This window comes from Dyadobacter sp. CY343, assembly GCF_021390335.1.
Taxonomy (GTDB): Bacteria; Bacteroidota; Bacteroidia; order Cytophagales; family Spirosomataceae; genus Dyadobacter.
In genome coordinates this window covers 825372-843111 of record NZ_JAJUXK010000001.1, presented here as the reverse complement: position 1 = coordinate 843111, position 17740 = coordinate 825372, and the positions used below count along the sequence as shown (strand labels likewise).

The window sequence follows — 17740 nt, the reverse complement described above, 5'->3', positions numbered from 1 at the left end:
ATAGCGATTATCTGTGTCCTTCGTGCTCGGTATGCACACCCACTATATCTTCACAATGCCACATTTTAGGCTGAGCGGCTTGTGGCTTTTGGGTAGGTTTGCCTTCTGCTTTGTCATTCAGCATTTTCTGGATCAGCTTTTCCCTTTCCTGCTGCATGGTTTTTTGCTTTTCCTCATCCTTTTTTCTGTCAAAATACACCGCACCTTCCACCATCGTGAATTCGGGACGGGCGTAGATAGACAGCGGATGCGCGTTCCAGAGTACCAGATCGGCGTCTTTACCAGCTTTAATACTGCCCATTCTGTTGTCAACGTGCAGTAATTTGGCAGGATTCAGCGTCACCATTTTCCAGGCTTCCTCTTCCGGAACACCGCCGTATTCGACCGTTTTTGCGGCTTCCTGATTCAACCGACGCGCCATTTCAGCATCATCAGAATTGATCGCGACGGTTACGCCCTGGTGGTACATTAATGCCGCATTATAAGGAATCGCCTCTTTTACCTCCATTTTATAAGCCCACCAATCCGCGAAAGTAGAACCCCCTATGCCGCGTTTTGCCATTCCGTCTGCAAGCTTATAGCCTTCCAGAATATGGGTGAATGTATTGATCTTAAATTTCAGTGAATCAGCCACATGCATCAGCATATTGATCTCCGACTGTACGTAAGAGTGGCAGGTGATAAATCTTTGATTATCGAGAATTTCGGCCAGCGCGTCCAATTCAATATCTCTTCTCGGCGCATTTGCAGCTACCTTTTTGGAGGTTGAGTTGAAACTTTTCCAGCTTTTCGCATAATCTTTTGCACGAAGAAAATGATCGAAGTAAACCTGCTCCACGCCCATTCTGCTCTGCGGGAAACGAACGCGCGCCACATCGCCCCAGTTGGATTGCTTCACGTTTTCACCCAATGCAAATTTGATCGTTTTCACATCCGGCAATACCATTTCCGATTGGCTTGCCCCCCATTTCAACTTAATCATCGCACTTTGCCCGCCGATCGAGTTAGCCGAACCGTGCAGTAAATGGGAAGCTGTTACTCCACCTGCAAGCTGGCGGTAAATATTCACATCGTCAGGATTTACCACGTCGCTCATCCTTACTTCCGCAGAGCTGGTTTGCCCGCCTTCATTGATCGTAAAAAGGGCAATATGCGAATGCTCGTCGATAATACCGCTGGTCAAATGCTTGCCGGTACCGTCAATCGTCTTAGCTCCCGAAGGTCCAGCCAGTGACTTTCCAACTTTGGTAATCTTCCCATTCTGAACGATTACGTCTGCATTTTGCAGGATACCTTCCTGTTCATTGGTCCAAACGGTCGCATTTTTAATCAGTACCGTCTCCGGTTTGGGCAGTTGTTCATTCCCGAAACCTACAAAAGGATACAGGATCGGGCCGGTTTCTTTTGGTATGATGGTATTAGTATCAGCAGCAGCAGTTTGCTGGAATTTCTGGGTCAATGTCGCATTCCATGGAACTGCGGCGCCGGTCGGCAAAATGCCCTCCCCGGATAAGGTAGTACCTGTCAGCCAGCCTGTGAGGCGGGTCATGCCCGGCAATTTTTTGTCAGCCTGATAACCCAGTGTCAATAACTCATTTGAAAGAATAGCCTTCGGTGTGATTTTTACCGAATCCTGAACAATCACTTTATACTCCGGTTTCTCAGGTGAGCCTGTAATTTCCAGCTTCCCGCCAGGCTGATTATTGATTGATAATGAATAGGTACCGCGAATATCAGGTGCATTGATTGGTGCCAGAATAAACTTTTTGCCCTGAATCCAGTTTTCATAAATGATATTGTCTTTGCCAAAAAGATCACCCGAGGTAATGATAAAATTAGCAAGCAACCCTGGTTTCAAACTTCCTATCTGGCTTTCCGCTTTGATCAGGCTAGCCGGCAGGGTTGTGAGCGCTTCCAGTGCTTTTTCTTTCGGCAGACCATATTCCACTGCGGTTTTAATGCTTTTCCAAAAGTCAGCCTTGTTTTTCATTCCCGCCGAAGTAAATGCAAAGGGGATTTGCGCTTTGGCTACTTGCGAAGCATTTCCAGGCGCCAGTTCCCAGTGTTTCAGCTGCGCCATACTGATCACATCTGCGTCCCAGGGATCGGCTACATCATAAGCTTCCGGAAATTGGAGCGGCAATATCAGCGTAGCTTTGGTCGCTTTGATTTCATTAATACGCTGATATTCATCGCCTCCCCCTTTGATAATATATTGTATTCCAAATTCGTCGCCTACCTTATCAGCCCGCAGCACACTGTATTTGTCACCTGTTTCGAAAAAAGAAGGCAGTGTTTTGATTTGGTTAAATGCGTCCAGCGACAGATTGGCCTCTTTCGCTTTCGGAGTGCGGGCATACCATTCTGCGTCGTAATAATTTTGTCTCAAAAGCGCCACCACGCCCATTGTGGACGATGGATAGGTTTGTGAGGAAGTACCTTTGCTAAAAGAGAAATGTGCGGAAGCTTTTCTGTTCAGAAGTGCTTTGTTGGCGGCTTCGTCAGTTAGCGTGACCAGCGCGCCGTTTCCTCTCACGATCCCGTCGTGCGAATGCACAAGCACGGTACCGAAACCGATTTTACGCAGATCAGCGGCTTTTTTAGCATCCGGGGTGAAGATCAAACTGGCGTCATTTTCAGCCTGTATCGCCTGGTTCCAGCCAAATGCACCCTTTTTATTGGATTCCAGCTGCGGCGTTTGTCGCCCGCCCGCCGGCCTGTCGCGCTTGGCTTCCGGCATGCCGTAATCAGAGTCCAGGTCAATCAGCGAAGGATAAATGTATTTGCCTTTCAAGTCCACGACTACTGTTCCGGCTGGCAGTTTCACCTGTTTCCCAACTTGGCTGATCAGTCCGTTCTCAATCAGTAAAGTACCGTTCTCGATAGTTGTTTTAGGATCGACGACGATGTTGGCATTAGTGAATGCATAGCGGCCTGGTCTTTCATCGTACGCGCCATTTTGTGGGAAAGTCTGCTGCGCCTGACAGCAAATACTAATAACCAGCCCTGAAAATAAGGTTGATAATTGTTTAAACATATATCGGTTAGTGGTTCAGATTCAACTTTACAATATACAATGAAAATCAGCAAAACGCCCGGCAGGCATGATATTCTCCGGAAGTTACAATTGCCGCTGCGAATTTTCATGTTGCCTGTTTTTTTTACATTTTGTGATACTTTTTCAAATACTTTAATAACAATACAGACTTATGACTTACGACCAATTTCAAGAATCCCTTTCACTGAAAATCCCGCCAGCTGGTCTTCCTGAACTCATAAAGGCACTCTGGTACGACGCAAAAGGCGATTGGGAAGCGGCGCACAATATCGCACAAAGTGCAGAAGGCACCCGAAATTACGATCGTTTACATGCCTATTTACACCGGGTTGAGGGCGACACCTGGAATGCAGGATACTGGTACAAACGCGCTGGTTCAGAGGTTTTTAATGGATCTTTCGATGATGAAAGAGCATATCTTTTCAATTTTTACTCTTGAAATATATAAGGCTTTTACCTTATATATGCCCTATATAAGGTTTTTTCCTTATATTCACCTATTATAAGGTAAAAAGCTTATATAAATGAAAAAGCATCACGCCGTTTTTACCGCTGATATGGTCAATTCGACCAGCTTTACGCGAGAAGACACTGCACTGTGGCTGCAAGAATTGATACAAACTTTACGGGACCATCAGTCTTTTAAGTGGCTGCTGAAACCTGAAATTTACCGGGGCGACAGTTTTCAGGGGGTACTCAAAAATGCAGATCAGGCTGCGCACGTGGCTATTTTAGCCCGTGCTATCATGCGTTCTCACGCACCAAATGCAGATCTGCGCATTGCAATAGGGATCGGGAAAACTGAAATGCTGACCGAGCGAGCAGGTACTTCCGACGGAGAAGCTTTCCGGCTATCCGGCCGCCTCGCCGACACGATTCGCCTGCAAAAAGCCCGCATTGCAATTGCACTGCCTGTACCCTCGGAGCCGCTGACTGCTACACTCGGACTGCTCGAAACGTTGATAGAAGGCTGGACTATGTCACAAAGCCAGGTGATCACGGCATTGCTGCAAGGAAAAACAGTGAGCCAGATAGCCGAGCAGCTATCGATCAGCCAGTCAGCGGCGAGCCAGCGAATTGCAGCTGCTAAATGGTGGGCAATTGAAAATTTTCTTAGTACTTTTCCCAGGCAATTATCACTATACACAAAGCGCTAACTTCTGATGACTGAATTTCTGCTGCTGCTCCTCGCTCACGTTTTAGTCGATTTTTACTGGCAGCCAACTAACTGGGTAACAGACAAGAAGAAAAAGTCTTTCAGATCAAAATACCTCTACTGGCATATCCTGCTGGTGATTGTGGTTTCTTACATTATACTACACCAATGGGATAATCCGATGCCCGCATTGCTCCTGGGACTTGCTCACGGGGTTATTGATGTAGTCAAGATTTCATTCGACAAGAAAGGTTCGCTCGCCTGGTTTATCACCGACCAGATTGCCCACATTCTCACTATTGCTATTGCAGCACTGCTACTGACTAATACTGTCGAACCAGGTTTCCAGCAGTTCTTAACGTGGCTGGATACTCCCAAAACATTAGCGACAATGGCAGGTGCATTGACGTCACTCTCCCCTGTTTCATTTCTGGTTGGTATCCTCACCCGCCCGTGGCGTGAAGAATTGAGCAAGCTGGCGCCGGAAGCTGACGACAATCTTGCTAACGCCGGCCGCTGGATCGGCATGTCGGAAAGGCTGCTGATTTTTGTGTTTGTATTGGCTAATCAATTCTCCGCAATCGGATTTCTGATCGCGGCCAAATCGCTTCTCCGGTACAACGACAAGGCGCCGGCACCCGAAACTTCTCCCGCCTACATCAGCAAAAAATCAGAATATGTACTGGTCGGGACACTGATGAGCTACACTTGCGCAATCGCTATTGCGCTGATGGTGCGGATGTTTTACTGAAATCTCAAAAAGACAATTAAACTAAATCCCAAAATCATACTCTAACCCGAGTATCAAAACTTTAAGACCATGAGAAAAATATTGTTTGTCTTTTTATTGACTTTCGCCACAGTAACTGCCTTCGCACAGCGGCAGGGCGGCGGTGGAAATATGACAGCGGAGCAACGCGCCGAAAACCAAACGAAAACGCTGACTGAAAATCTGAACTTATCAGAAGACCAGAAAAAGCAAGTTTACAACTTAAGCCTGGCCAGAGCTCAGAAAATGCAGGAATTGCGTGAAAAATCAAACGGAGACCGCTCAGAAATGCGCGCATCAATGGAAACATTCAACAACGAAATCGCAAAAATCCTGACCGTCGAGCAGCAAGAGAAGTATAAGACGATGCTGGAAGATCGCAGGGGGAATCGCGGTGAGAGGGAGCCTAGGAATTAGAATTGGGGAGGAAAGGGAGGAAGGAGAAACGGAGGAAGGAAAAATAAAAAAGAAAAGGAGAAAGGAAGATCAACGCTGATTTCCTTTCTCCCTTATTCCATCCTCCTTCCTCCCTTTCCTCCTTCCTCCCTACATCGCCATCTCCGTCTTAAACTCCGAAGTGAAATGGAAATGTATTGCGGGATTGTTTTCGCGGTTCATGCGGATCATCCATTCAGAATCTGCCAGGAAAACCGGGTTACGGTCTTTGTCGTAGGCGATCTGGTTTCCTTTTAATCTGATAAACTGGTCCATGGCCGGTTTTTCGTCGGCGGTAAGCCAGCAGGCGCGGGAAGTACTCATCGGTACCCAGCGGCATTTTGCGCCGTATTCGTGTTCGAGCCGGTATTGAATTACGTCAAATTGAAGCTCCCCTACCGTTCCTACAATCTTTCTATTACCAAGATCCAAGGTAAACAACTGCGCAACACCTTCGTCGGTCAGCTGCTGGATACCTTTTTCCAATTGCTTGGATTTCATCGGATCCATATTGATCAATTCCTTGAATATCTCAGGAGAAAAGCTTGGTATACCCGAGAATTGCAGGATTTCGCCTTCTGTCAGTGTATCTCCGATCTTAAAGCTGCCGGTATCGTATAATCCCACTACGTCGCCGGGGAATCCTTCGTCCATTACACTTTTATCCGAAGCCATAAATGTAAATGGGCTCGAAAAACGTACGTCTTTGCCTAATCTGACGTGTTTATAGAATTTTCCTCTTTCAAATTTTCCAGAACAAATGCGCAGGAATGCAATGCGGTCGCGGTGGCGTGGGTCAAGGTTTGCGTGGATTTTAAATACAAATCCGGTAAACTTCGGTTCTGTCGGCGCTACCTCGCGCACGTCGGTCGGGCGGGGTTGCGGGATCGGGGAAATTTCACAGAATGTATCCAGCAATTCCTTGATACCGAAGTTATTGATCGCACTTCCAAAGAAAACAGGAGCCAGCTCTCCCTTTTGATAAGCTTCTTCCGAAAATACGTCATAAACGCCTTCCACCAGCTCAACATCTTCTGTCAGCTGCTCAGCGTCCTTTTCTCCAACCAGCTCCGTGAGGCTCTCGTCATCCAGACTTACCTTCGCTACATTGCTTTCAATCTTGGTTTTGTTGATCTTAAAGAAATACAGCATTTGTTCGTACAAGCTGTAAACACCTTTAAAATTAGCACCCATATTGATCGGCCAGGTAAGCGGACGAACGCGGATACTTAGTTTGCTTTCCAGTTCATCGAGCAATTCAAATGGATTCTGGCCCTCTCTATCTAATTTATTGATGAAAATAATAACCGGCGTATTACGCATCCGGCACACTTCCATTAGCCTTTCAGTTTGTTCCTCCACGCCTTTTACGCAGTCCACAACGAGAATAACACTATCCACCGCCGTCAAAGTCCGGTAGGTATCTTCTGCAAAATCCTTGTGGCCCGGGGTATCCAGGATATTGATCAGCAGGTCTTTATATTCAAACGTCATTACGGAGGTAGCGACCGAGATACCTCTTTGCTTCTCGATCTCCATAAAATCGGAAGTAGCCGTTTTCTTGATCTTATTGGACTTCACCGCCCCCGCAGTCTGTATTGCGCCTCCGAACAAAAGCAGCTTTTCCGTCAGGGTTGTTTTCCCGGCATCCGGGTGACTGATGATCGCAAAAGTGCGGCGTTTTTTTATTTCCTCTATGTTACTCATGTAGAATTGAGATACTGATTTCAGCGATTCTGATGAATCAAAATTTCCGCAAAGATACGAATAAAAGAAGAGCCGCCCCTATCGGAAACGGCTCTAAATTATGACAGCATTCAGCTATTCATGCTGAATATCAGTTGCTCAATAGAATGAATGCTTGTAATCTTCAACAGAAGTCATGATCACTTCGTGCGCTTCTTCCTTACCGTAAACATTGGTAATTTCGATATGCGCCTTTTCACCCGGCAGGTTTTTGTAAGTCAGGAAATAATGTTTCAAACGCTCCACGATACCTTCCGGCAGCTGGCTCAAATCTGAAAATCCACCATAAACCTCATCTCCCTTTAAAACCGCGATAATTTTATCATCAGCTTCACCACCATCGATCAGACGAATGCCGCCGATCGGCTTGGCCTGGCAAAGGATATCTCCGTGCGAAATGATCTTCTCGCAAAGTACCAGAATATCAAGTGCATCGCCATCGCCCTCCGTCACATCCCGGCCCGAACGCTCACGCGCCAATGCAGCGATTTTATCTGCGCAATATGTTTTTGGGATAAAGCCGTAGAGTGCCGGAACAATATTGGAATATTTCTGCGGCCGGTCGATGATCAGATAGCCCGACGCTTTATCAATTTCATATTTAACGGTATCGGTAGGAACAATCTCAATAAATGCGGTTACAAGCTCGGGTGCGTTGTCACCCATTGGAATTCCATGCCAGGGATGTGCTTTGTGTACGTTAGCGATCATTATTTGTATTAGTAACTTATTTTATATTTTAAAGAATTAACAATTGAGTAATTAAATCCCGGCACGTTCGGAGATATTGTAATCGCCTGTTTTCGAAACAGATTGCTTCACAAACAGTTCGCCCAAAAACCCCGCAAGAAATAACTGAGAACCGACCATGATGGCCACCAGCGCAAGAAAAAACAGTGGGTTGTCTGTAACGTTACGGTAAGGCAGCAAATGATAAATATTATAGATTTTCTTACCAAGAAGCCAAAAGGCTATAATGCTTCCCAGAAAAAACATAAGAGTTCCCAGACTACCGAATAAATGCATCGGCCGACGTCCAAACTTATTCACAAAGGCAATCGAAAGCAAATCCAGAAAGCCAAAAATAAACCTTTCCAAACCGAATTTCGTGTGTCCGTATTTGCGCGCGCGGTGCTGCACTACCTTCTCTCCGATCTTGGCAAAACCGTTCCATTTGGCGATAACCGGAATATACCGGTGCATTTCGCCGTAGATCGTAATGTTTTTCACTACTTCTTTCCGGTAAGCTTTCAGCCCGCAATTGAAATCGTGGAGCGAAACGCCGGAAATACTGCGCGTAGCCGCATTGAATATTTTGGTAGGAATAGTCTTGGTAATCGGGTCGAAACGCTTCTTTTTCCAGCCTGAGATCAGATCGTATTTGTCTTCCGCGATCAGGCGGTACAATTCGGGAATTTCGTCGGGGCTATCCTGCAAATCGGCGTCCATCGTGATGATCACGTCGCCTCGTGCGGCTTGAAAGCCTGTTTGCAAAGCGGCAGTTTTACCATAATTACGGACAAACCGAAATCCTCTTACATGCGGATTTTCAAGTGATAATCTTGAAATAACTTCCCACGAGCGATCTTTACTTCCATCGTCGATGAATAAAACTTCGTAAGTAAATTCATTCTCATTCATCACCCGCGTGATCCATTCGCAAAGTTCGGGCAGCGACTCGTCTTCATTATAAAGCGGAATAACAACGGATATCTGGATAGCTGAATGGGTCATGAAATGTTCTGCAATGGCGCGGCCGGATTGTATTGTGCCGCAAAGTTCGCTTTTTTCCCGATCAAAATTTCAAATAAAAGTCTTTGAGCAGTTCCTTAAACTTCGCATCGTAAGTAACACCGTCGGCTTCGTAAATATGCAAAGTCTCCTCAGTTACCTCCTGCTCGGGCAAAGCCTGGTCCTGAAATTCCATCAGAGACCTGAAAGCTTTCTTTTCCGGTTTGTGAAAAAGGGTCATTTCGCGCCGCAACTGCCAGCCCTGTTCATTTGCCATTATCTTGAATTGAATACCTTCTTCAACCGGCAAAAGAATTGAAAACCTGCCCTCGGGCTTCAACAGCTTTCTTACTGCGTCCAGCAAGTCGGCAAAATCCAGCGTTTCGGCGTGATGCGCCTGATTGATCTTCTCAGCCGGCGAGCGCAGGTCAGACTGAAAAAAAGGCGGATTTGTGATGATCAGGTCATATTGATACTCCGATTCAAAATCCTGCACTGCTTCATGATAAAGCTGGATCCGCCCCTGGAATGGACTTTCATGCACATTTTCGCCAGCCTGAAAAAACGCTTCCGCCTCCATTTCGACGGCATCAATCGCCGCATAGGTATTTCGCTGGGCGATCATCAACGATAATAAGCCTGTGCCGGTACCAATATCGAGAATGCGGTCGGCATTATCCACGTCGGTCCACGCGCCGAGCACGCACGCATCGGTGCAGACCTTCATTGCGCATTGGTCCTGCTGAATGGTAAATTGTTTGAACTGAAAGTGTGAATTTTTGCCCATATATTTATTTTCGTCCAAAGTCTGCCGGATTTTCACCCCAATATTCTGTTTCCCATTTCAATATCTTATTCGGATAAGTATTGCTCGCGAGCCACCTTTCGGCGCGTTGCAGCATTTCAAAAACGGGTTTGTTTCTTGGAGTAAGTGCCAGTTTTGTATTTGCGTGTTTCTTTTTAATCCAGCTGATCGCAGTGCGGGAATCGCTGTAAATCGGCAAACTGCTTTCGTTTTTTTGCAGATAAGCGAGTGCGTGCACGATCGCCAGGAACTCGCCGATATTATTAGTACCATCCTGAAACGGTCCTTGTAAAAAGATCCGTTTACCGGTTTGGTAGTAAATGCCCTGGTATTCCATATCGCCCGTCGCCGTGTTCCAGGCCGCATCAACAATAATGCTGTTTTTAATAGGCTTACCCACCGAAGCAGGCGCTTCTTTCAATACCGGTTTTGCATCTTTTTTGGTCACAAACTCCCAATAATCCCGCTGAATCGCCTTTTCCGCTTCCTCCACTGACTCGAAAGACTTGTAACGCGCATCCTCAAAACCTTTAATCTGGGCCTCACATTCCTTCCAATCCGTAAAAATCCCAGTCTTCCTCCCCTGCCAGACTACGTAATATTTTGTCTTCTTGGACATTTATTTTAATGATCGAATGATTGAATGACTGAATGATTGAATGACCGAGTCGCCGGTGCGATGATCGAATGATCGAATGATTGAATTCCTTCCTCCCTTCCTCCTTCCTCCCCCTAAGCCTTCTCCTCCCAAACCCTTGCCAAATTAACAATCACTTCCACCGCCTTTTCCATATCCTGCACGGATACCCATTCCAGTTTGGAGTGAAATGCGTGTTCACCGGCGAAGATATTCGGGCAGGGTAAGCCCATGAATGATAGTCGCGAACCGTCGGTGCCGCCGCGGATGCTACGACAAACCGGATCGAGGCCCGCCCGCCGCATTGCTTCTTCTGCATTTTCGATGATCTGAGGGTATTTGTCGAGTACCTCTTTCATATTCCGGTACTGTTCCTGGACTTTGAAATCAGCAGTAGAGTTAGGGTATTGTTTTAAAACTTCATCCAATATCCCCTTTAAAAAAGCTTCCTTTTCGTGAAGTCCGGCTGTTGTGAAATCCCTTATAATGAAGCTGATTGTGACCTTTTCCTGAATACCCTCCACTTGAACGGGATGAATAAACCCTTCTTTGTCGGAAGTGGTTTCAGGGGATAGCGTGTCTTTCGGGAGTTTTGCGAGAATATCGGCTGCTATTTTTACCGCATTTTCCAGCTTTCCCAATCCATAACCCGGGTGCGTACTTACGCCGCTGATCGTGATCCTGACGCTGTCGGCAGAGAATGTTTCGTTTTCCAAAGTACCCACTGCCTCACCATCCACAGTATATCCATAATCCGCGCCCAGCTTTGCCAGATCCACTTTTTCAGTGCCGCCACCTACTTCTTCATCGGGGGTGAAAAGTATTTTAATATCTCCGTGACGGATCTCGGGATGATTTACAAGGTATTCAGCGGCGGCCATAATCTCGGCTACCCCGGCTTTGTTGTCAGCCCCCAGTAAGGTTTTCCCGCTTGCGGTAATAATATCATTTCCTATTTGCTGGTCGAGATCGTGGAGTTCGCTGATGCGCAAAACCTGCGTGTGATCGTCGGGCAATGCAATGTCACTTCCGTCCCACTTTCTGTGGATCACCGGCTTCACATTCGCGCCCGAAACGTCCGGAGAAGTATCGACGTGCGAACAAAAGCAGATCACAGGAATCTGCGTTTTGTTTGAATTGGAAGGAATTGTGGCGTAAACGTAACCGTGTTCATCTACGTGCGCATCAGAAATGCCGATTTCCAGCAGCTCCACAGCTAGCAAATTACTCAGGTCGCGCTGCTTGGCCGTACTCGGGAAACTTTCCGAGCCGGGATCCGACTGCGTGTCGATCTGCACGTAACGCAGGAACCTGTCGAGCACTGATGTTTTCATAAGAAAAAATGAATTGACTTAGCCGATAATGGAAGCGAGATCCGCAGGAGAATAGTTGATATTTTTCAGCGTCTTGTCGTCAGAAGTTCTGTAAACCAGATATTTACCATTATCTTCCTTGAAATAGCATTCCGTACCTTTTGCCTGATAATGCGCCACGGTCGCCTCTGCTTCCTCCACCGTTTCACAGGCTTTTGACATATTCGAGCGCTGCACTTCGTCAAACAGCTCCCTGAATTTTTCACCCAAACCAAATTCCAGAACTGCCCCTGACAATACATATTGCAGATCACAAAGCGCGTCGGCCACCTCCACGATATCCTTCTCAAGAATAGCCACTTCCAGCTCTTTCAGCTCCTCTGCCAGCAATGCAACGCGCAGTCTGCTGCGGTCCTCGGAAGGTATTGCAGGCGAAGCCACGATCGGATGTTTAAACGTTTTATGAAATTCGGCTACTTGATTGAGGCTGTCCAGTTGTTGCATTTTTATATTTTGTATTGATTTGAATATTCAGTTTTTGCCTCGTCGCGTCACAAAACCAGATTCGTCTTGAATAGCTTGATCGCGATCGCCAGCAGGATAATTCCAAATATTTTTCTCAGAATATCCGTACCGCCCTGCCCCAGTTTCTTTTCGATCCAGTTCGATGATTTCAATACCAGATACACAAAAAACAGGTTAAGCAGGATTCCGACAAGTATATTTTCAGTTTGATAAGCAGAGCGGAGCGAAAGCAATGTGGTCATCGTGGCTGCGCCGGCGATGATTGGGAATGCGATCGGGACAATGGAGGCTACGCCGACCGAAATGTTGTCGTGCTTGAAAATGTTTCTCCCCAGGATCATTTCCAGTCCGAGTAAAAAAAGGATAATAGCGCCCGCAATCGCGAAAGAAGCTACATCTACCCCAAAAAGACTTAGTAATCTTTCCCCCAAAAACAAAAAGACCACCATGATAATACCGGCGGTCAGTGTCGCTTTCTCAGATTCTATTTTACCCAGCCTTTTTCTGAAATCGACAATTACCGGCAGCGAGCCGAGCACATCGATTACCGAGAAGAGAATGAGGGTTACTGAAACGATTTCTTTGAAATTGAACATGCGGTCCGCATTGAGGTCAGAACGCAAAGTTGCTAAAATCGCTGGATTCAGGAGGTACTTCCCGGCAAAAAATTCAGGAAAGTATTAAACTGCTTTTTGTATTTCTCCTCATCGATTTTATAAAAGAATGCCCCCTTTTTAGAGTAACCCTTCTGTTTTTCATCGAGTTTGATCAATAAATTGGTAGAAAGCAGCTTCCGGCTGAAATTTCGTTTGTCGAGTTCTGTGCCAAAAATCGCTTCGTACAACTTCTGTAACTGCGGAATTGTGAATTTTTCAGGTAGCAATTCGAAGCCGATCGGGTGCTGGGAGGCTTTGTACCGCAAATGCTCGATCGCCATTTCAACCATTGAACTGTGGTCAAAAAGTAGCTTAGGAAGTTCCTGAACCGAAAACCACTGCGCTTCATAGCTTTTGGAAAGCTTGTGCGCGTAATCTTCCACATTGATCAATGCAAAATAGGCCACGGAAACTGTCCGCTCCACCGGGTCACGCTGCGGGCTTCCGAAAGTGTGAAGTTGTTCGAGGTAAATATCGGTCAGGCTGGTAAGTTCAAATAGAATACGGGAGGAAGCGCCTTCGAGACTTTCATCGGGCTGCACCCAGCCGCCCATTAAAGACCAGGTGCGGTCTTCATCCTCAATGCCTCTTTTGACGAGCAGTAATTTTAATTCTTCCCCATCAAATCCAAAAATGATGGAGTCCAGTGCTACGAGACATTTGGTTTGCGCCTGGTATTGCTTTAAGATATCTAATCGCACAACTTACTATTGCAGGGATTGGTGTTGAATTTATTAGTAAATACAAACCTCCCTCTTTACTACTCATCGCCTATTTCCCGGCAACCGAAACAAGGAATTGCTGCAACGTAGCGATTTCCTGGCTGGAAATAGCGGGAAAATTGGCGATCCGGAAGCTGGTATCTTTCTGAGTTCCATAACCGTTACCGAGGACGATACCTGCCTTTTTCGCGGCTTCTTTGATCTGCGCGGTCTTTTCTCTGGTACCGGCCACTGCGATCACCGTTTCCGAGCGTGCAGCTTCGTTTGTCACCACTAACGGGTATCTGTATTTCGTTAAAAACTGATACCATTCGCGGCTTCTCAAAGCAGTTTGTTCCGCTACTTCATCAATAGGCTTAACCTGCTGCATAATCCTGTTCAACAGGTAAATACCTAAGATATTAGGTGTAAAGGGTGTCTGGTTTTTGAGGAAATTTTCGCGGATAAAAAGGAGGCTGTTATAATGCTTTCGCTCGCCCAGTTCAATGGCGCGTTCCACGGCTCTTGGAGAAAGAATCAGGACGCCCATTCCAGCCGGCAAGCCGAAGCATTTTTGCACGGAAGCATACCAGATATCCGCCGATTCCCACGGAAGTTCGACGCCCGCCATCGAGGAAGTTGCATCGACAGCAATTAAGTTGTCGCTCTCCGATCGCAGCGATTCCAGAAAAGATGCCGGGAGTGCGGTACCGTTTGAAGTTTCGTTGTGGGTAAGACAGATCAGTTCGCTGCCTGACAATTTGCTGGCAAACGGCAACTCGGGCAATGCATTGTGATCGAAATAAAAACTGCTGGCGCCTGAGGTGATCTTCTGGGTGTATTCCATCCATTTCTCACCAAATGCCCCATTGTAAATATGGAGACTTGGTACCGAAATAAGCGACTGGGCGATAATTTCCCAGCATTCCGTTGCGGAAGACACGAAATAGACCTCGTAATCTGCCGGAACGTCCAGTTTCAATTTGAGATTGCTGATCGTTTCCGCCAGCATTTCCATGAATGCCGCGCTACGGTGGTTGGCACTTATTACGCCGCTTTCGAACGCTTCCTGCAAATATTGACCGACCTCAGGATAAACTTTGGACGGCCCTGGATAAAAAGTAATCATTATATAAAACCTTCGCGAATCATTGCCTTTTCGAGCTTTTCACCCAATTCCTGGGAAGCCCTTAATAAAGGCAAACGAACGTCCGAGCTGCATATTCCCTTAATTTCCAAACATTTTTTAATACCCACCGGGTTAGACTCAATATAAAGCAGGGTGTCAAATTCAAGAAATGCGAGCTGTAATTTAGCTGCTTCCTTAAACCTTCCTTCCAATGCGTGCCAGGTCAGCTCACCGAATTCTTTTGGAAATGCATTGGCAATCACGGAGATAACCCCATGCCAGCCGACGCTGATCATCGTGGTAACCAGGTTATCATCGCCGGAAAGCAGCAGAAAATCGTCCGGCACTCGGGAAGCCAGCTCCATACTTTGCTCGATGCTTCCGCCTGCGTCTTTAATACCAATAATATTCGGGTGCGCCGAAAGTTTCACGATCGTATCCGCCTTCATATTGATCACGGTGCGACCGGGTACATTATATAGGAGCACAGGTACCGGCGAAGCATCGGCGATCGCATTGAAATGCGCGATAATGCCGTCCTGAGTTGGTTTATTATAGTATGGACAAACGGAAAGAATCGCATCCACGCCTGTCAGATCCGTGTCGCGAATACAATCCACGACGGATTTGGTATCATTACCCCCGATTCCGTAGACGATCGGGAGCGATTTATAGTTGTTCTTTATCGTAAATGCCAGGATCTCACGCTTTTCCTTCGAAGATACCGTTGGTGACTCTCCTGTTGTTCCCTGCACAACCAGATAGTCACTTCCTCCCTCACTTACCAGGTCGATCAGTCTTTTCAAACCTGCGTAATCTATTTCATTCTGCTGATCAAAAGGAGTGATCAAAGCTGCACCTACCCCTTTGAAACGTTGGTCCAATGGCATTATTAAATCTATATAATTGGTTGACTTATCGAAAACGCAAAGTTAGCTTTCTAAGTCATTTTACCTTACTTATTATCAATCATTGCCAAAAATTCTTCCTCAGACAAAATCGTCACGCCTAGTTTCCTGGCCTTTTCCAGCTTCGACGGGCCCATATTGGCGCCTGCCAGCAGATAATTCAGTTTGCCCGAAACGCCACTCAATATCCTGCCGCCATTTACCTCTATCTTATCTTTCAGTTCGTCTCGGTCGTAATTTTCAAAAACTCCGGAGATCACAAATGTCTTTCCATCCAAAACATCACTTTCCTTTTCAATAGGCTTTTCGTCGCTTTCCATTTGTAGTCCGGCCGCTTGCAATCGCGCCACCAGCTGCTGATTTTCAGGAACGCTGAAATACGATTCAATACTCATCGCAATCCGGCCGCCAATCTCGGGCACAGCTACGAGCTGATCGTAACTTGCGCTGCGCAACGCCTCTATCGATTTGAAATAATTAGCCAGTTTCTCGGCCACCGTCGCGCCTACAAACCTGATTCCCAATGCAAAAAGCACATTTTTAAACGGGACAGTTTTGGATAGCTCAATGCCTTTTAGAATATTTTCGACCGTTTTTTCCCTGAAACTGATCTTCTTGACTTTGCCGGTTTCTTCATTCACGATACTCTTTTCGATACCCAGCAAATTCCCTTCATTAAGATCGTACAGGTCTGCGGGGGTGTTTACTAATCCAAGGTCAAAAAGGGTTTCTATTTTGCCTTCCCCCAGACTTTCGATATTCATTGCTTTCCGGTGGATAAAATGCTCGATCCGGCCTTTCAGCTGCGGCGGGCAGTGACTATCGTTCGGACAAAAGAATGCGACTTCTCCCTCATTCCGCTGTAACTCGGAGCCGCATTCGGGGCATTTGGTAGGGAAAGTAATAGGCTCGGTAGGAAACAATTCGCGCTGGGTAACGTCTACGCCAGTGATTTTTGGAATGATTTCTCCGCTCTTTTCAACAAAAACGGTATCCCCAAGTTCGAGGCCAAGTCTGAGTAGTTCGTTCGCATTATGCAGCGTCGCCCTTTTCACCCGCGTACCCGACAAATGCACACCTTTTACATCTTTATACGGAAGCGCACGCTCGGTCAGGTCGCAAAGATTGGCAACCGGCGTAATCGCGCCAGTGCGACCGACCTGGTAAGTGACCATGCGCAGGATAGCCGGTTTATTTTCGGCTTTATATTTAAATGAAATAGCCCAGCGAGGACTTTTCGCAGTGAAACCTAGTTCACGCTGCTGCTCGAATGAATTTACTTTAATAACAATACCGTCGGTCGCTAGCGGCAAAGTGGACCGTTTTTCTTCCCATTCGTGAATATAGGCGATCACATCGTCGATGTTCGAAACCTTTTTCCAGCCCGGAGATACATTGAACCCCCACGATTTCAGCGCCAGCAAACTTTCTTCGTGACTTTTGAAAAATTCGGTGTCAGTTAAAAAAGAATAAATATAGCAGTCAAGCTGGCGACGCGCAGTTTCACCAGAATCCTGTAACTTAAAAGAACCCGAAGCTGCATTTCTGGGATTCGCATATTGGTTTTCACCGAGCGTGTCCATTTCCTCATTCAATTTTTGGAACGAACTGAGCGGCATAAAACCCTCGCCACGGATCTCGAATACGGGCGGCAACTTTTCAGACTTAACCCGCAAAGGCAAAGTCCTGATTGTCTTGATATTGGTTGTGATTTCATCGCCCCGCGTCCCGTCCCCGCGGGTTACCCCTCTCACCAGAACGCCATTCTCGTACGTGAAACTGAGCGATATTCCGTCAAATTTCAGCTCGCAGATATATTCAAATTCCTCACCATCAAGTCCGCGGCGGACGCGGTCGTCGAAATTCCGCAGCTCCTGCTCATTGTAGGTATTGTCGAGCGACAGCATGGGATACCGGTGGTAGACGGTATTGAACGATTTCGTAATCGTACCTCCCACCCGCTGGGTCGGCGAATCTGCCTGCCTGAATTCGGGATATGCGTCTTCCAATGCTTTCAATTCCTTCAAGAGCTGATCGAACTCGAAATCCGATATTTCGGACACGCTATCCTGGTAGTAGCGGTAATTATAGTGGTTCAGCTTGTCGGTAAGCTCCTGGATCTGCTGTTCGGGATTCATTCGGAATGGCGTTAAGGATTCGGGCCAAATTTA

Annotated in this window: 17 protein-coding genes; 4 read left to right on the top strand and 13 right to left on the bottom strand. The window is 46.6% G+C overall.

Features of this window, described 5'->3' with window-relative positions; all coding sequences use genetic code 11:
- Positions 1-7: 7 nt before the first annotated feature.
- Positions 8-3037 carry an amidohydrolase family protein gene (locus LZG94_RS03460; protein WP_233790540.1) on the bottom strand — a complete coding sequence of 1010 codons (3030 nt, stop codon included), beginning with the start codon at positions 3035-3037 and terminating at the stop codon, positions 8-10.
- A gap of 172 nt (positions 3038-3209) precedes the next feature.
- Here LZG94_RS03460 and LZG94_RS03455 point away from each other — a divergent pair, with 172 nt between their 5' ends.
- From LZG94_RS03455 to LZG94_RS03440, 4 genes are all read left to right on the top strand, one after another.
- Entirely contained in the window at positions 3210-3497 is a 288-nt protein-coding gene (locus LZG94_RS03455) for a hypothetical protein (RefSeq protein WP_233790539.1), read from the top strand.
- A gap of 85 nt (positions 3498-3582) precedes the next feature.
- Complete coding sequence (locus LZG94_RS03450; RefSeq protein WP_233790538.1) at positions 3583-4215, top strand: SatD family protein; 633 nt, start codon at positions 3583-3585, stop codon at positions 4213-4215.
- Positions 4216-4221: 6 nt separating this feature from the next.
- Entirely contained in the window at positions 4222-4965 is a 744-nt protein-coding gene (locus tag LZG94_RS03445) for a DUF3307 domain-containing protein (RefSeq protein ID WP_233790537.1), read from the top strand.
- Positions 4966-5034: 69 nt separating this feature from the next.
- Positions 5035-5400 carry a Spy/CpxP family protein refolding chaperone gene (locus LZG94_RS03440; RefSeq protein ID WP_233790536.1) on the top strand — a complete coding sequence of 122 codons (366 nt, stop codon included), beginning with the start codon at positions 5035-5037 and terminating at the stop codon, positions 5398-5400.
- A gap of 129 nt (positions 5401-5529) precedes the next feature.
- Here the strand turns inward: LZG94_RS03440 and LZG94_RS03435 are convergent, their stop codons facing one another.
- The 12 genes from LZG94_RS03435 to ligA form a co-directional block, all read right to left on the bottom strand.
- Positions 5530-7125 (bottom strand): peptide chain release factor 3, encoded by a 1596-nt coding sequence (locus LZG94_RS03435; protein ID WP_233790535.1) that lies wholly within the window; start codon positions 7123-7125, stop codon positions 5530-5532.
- Between the two features lie 138 nt (positions 7126-7263).
- On the bottom strand, positions 7264-7875 hold the full coding sequence (locus LZG94_RS03430) for an inorganic pyrophosphatase (protein ID WP_255700582.1): 612 nt from the start codon (positions 7873-7875) through the stop codon (positions 7264-7266).
- Between the two features lie 51 nt (positions 7876-7926).
- On the bottom strand, positions 7927-8898 hold the full coding sequence (locus tag LZG94_RS03425; RefSeq protein ID WP_233790534.1) for a glycosyltransferase family 2 protein: 972 nt from the start codon (positions 8896-8898) through the stop codon (positions 7927-7929).
- Positions 8899-8959: 61 nt separating this feature from the next.
- Entirely contained in the window at positions 8960-9682 is a 723-nt protein-coding gene (locus LZG94_RS03420; protein ID WP_233790533.1) for a tRNA1(Val) (adenine(37)-N6)-methyltransferase, read from the bottom strand.
- 4 nt (positions 9683-9686) lie between these two features.
- Positions 9687-10319, bottom strand: a complete 633-nt coding sequence (locus LZG94_RS03415; RefSeq protein WP_215233527.1) for a viroplasmin family protein — start codon at positions 10317-10319, stop codon at positions 9687-9689.
- 113 nt (positions 10320-10432) lie between these two features.
- Positions 10433-11671 carry a peptidase T gene (gene pepT, locus LZG94_RS03410; protein WP_233790532.1) on the bottom strand — a complete coding sequence of 413 codons (1239 nt, stop codon included), beginning with the start codon at positions 11669-11671 and terminating at the stop codon, positions 10433-10435.
- Between the two features lie 18 nt (positions 11672-11689).
- On the bottom strand, positions 11690-12154 hold the full coding sequence (locus LZG94_RS03405; protein WP_233790531.1) for a nucleoside triphosphate pyrophosphohydrolase family protein: 465 nt from the start codon (positions 12152-12154) through the stop codon (positions 11690-11692).
- A gap of 47 nt (positions 12155-12201) precedes the next feature.
- A complete protein-coding gene (locus LZG94_RS03400; RefSeq protein WP_215233530.1) occupies positions 12202-12771 on the bottom strand; it encodes a MarC family protein in 570 nt (189 codons plus the stop codon).
- A gap of 47 nt (positions 12772-12818) precedes the next feature.
- Positions 12819-13532, bottom strand: a complete 714-nt coding sequence (locus tag LZG94_RS03395) for an NrtR DNA-binding winged helix domain-containing protein (RefSeq protein ID WP_215233531.1) — start codon at positions 13530-13532, stop codon at positions 12819-12821.
- Positions 13533-13602: 70 nt separating this feature from the next.
- Positions 13603-14661 (bottom strand): aminotransferase class V-fold PLP-dependent enzyme, encoded by a 1059-nt coding sequence (locus LZG94_RS03390; RefSeq protein ID WP_233790530.1) that lies wholly within the window; start codon positions 14659-14661, stop codon positions 13603-13605.
- Positions 14661-15551, bottom strand: coding sequence for a 4-hydroxy-tetrahydrodipicolinate synthase (gene dapA / locus LZG94_RS03385; RefSeq protein WP_233790529.1), 891 nt, complete (start codon positions 15549-15551; stop codon positions 14661-14663). Before dapA ends, LZG94_RS03390 begins: the two co-directional genes overlap by 1 nt.
- 65 nt (positions 15552-15616) lie before the next feature.
- Positions 15617-17707, bottom strand: a complete 2091-nt coding sequence (gene ligA / locus LZG94_RS03380; RefSeq protein WP_233790528.1) for an NAD-dependent DNA ligase LigA — start codon at positions 17705-17707, stop codon at positions 15617-15619.
- Positions 17708-17740: the final 33 nt, after the last annotated feature.

Coding starts and splice junctions, on each gene's coding strand:
- LZG94_RS03460 (WP_233790540.1), bottom strand. CDS start 3,037: ATGTTTAAACAATTATCAACCTTATTTTCAGGGCTGGTTATTAGTATT.
- LZG94_RS03455 (WP_233790539.1), top strand. CDS start 3,210: ATGACTTACGACCAATTTCAAGAATCCCTTTCACTGAAAATCCCGCCA.
- LZG94_RS03450 (WP_233790538.1), top strand. CDS start 3,583: ATGAAAAAGCATCACGCCGTTTTTACCGCTGATATGGTCAATTCGACC.
- LZG94_RS03445 (WP_233790537.1), top strand. CDS start 4,222: ATGACTGAATTTCTGCTGCTGCTCCTCGCTCACGTTTTAGTCGATTTT.
- LZG94_RS03440 (WP_233790536.1), top strand. CDS start 5,035: ATGAGAAAAATATTGTTTGTCTTTTTATTGACTTTCGCCACAGTAACT.
- LZG94_RS03435 (WP_233790535.1), bottom strand. CDS start 7,125: ATGAGTAACATAGAGGAAATAAAAAAACGCCGCACTTTTGCGATCATC.
- LZG94_RS03430 (WP_255700582.1), bottom strand. CDS start 7,875: ATGATCGCTAACGTACACAAAGCACATCCCTGGCATGGAATTCCAATG.
- LZG94_RS03425 (WP_233790534.1), bottom strand. CDS start 8,898: ATGACCCATTCAGCTATCCAGATATCCGTTGTTATTCCGCTTTATAAT.
- LZG94_RS03420 (WP_233790533.1), bottom strand. CDS start 9,682: ATGGGCAAAAATTCACACTTTCAGTTCAAACAATTTACCATTCAGCAG.
- LZG94_RS03415 (WP_215233527.1), bottom strand. CDS start 10,319: ATGTCCAAGAAGACAAAATATTACGTAGTCTGGCAGGGGAGGAAGACT.
- pepT (WP_233790532.1), bottom strand. CDS start 11,671: ATGAAAACATCAGTGCTCGACAGGTTCCTGCGTTACGTGCAGATCGAC.
- LZG94_RS03405 (WP_233790531.1), bottom strand. CDS start 12,154: ATGCAACAACTGGACAGCCTCAATCAAGTAGCCGAATTTCATAAAACG.
- LZG94_RS03400 (WP_215233530.1), bottom strand. CDS start 12,771: ATGTTCAATTTCAAAGAAATCGTTTCAGTAACCCTCATTCTCTTCTCG.
- LZG94_RS03390 (WP_233790530.1), bottom strand. CDS start 14,661: ATGATTACTTTTTATCCAGGGCCGTCCAAAGTTTATCCTGAGGTCGGT.
- dapA (WP_233790529.1), bottom strand. CDS start 15,551: ATGCCATTGGACCAACGTTTCAAAGGGGTAGGTGCAGCTTTGATCACT.
- ligA (WP_233790528.1), bottom strand. CDS start 17,707: ATGAATCCCGAACAGCAGATCCAGGAGCTTACCGACAAGCTGAACCAC.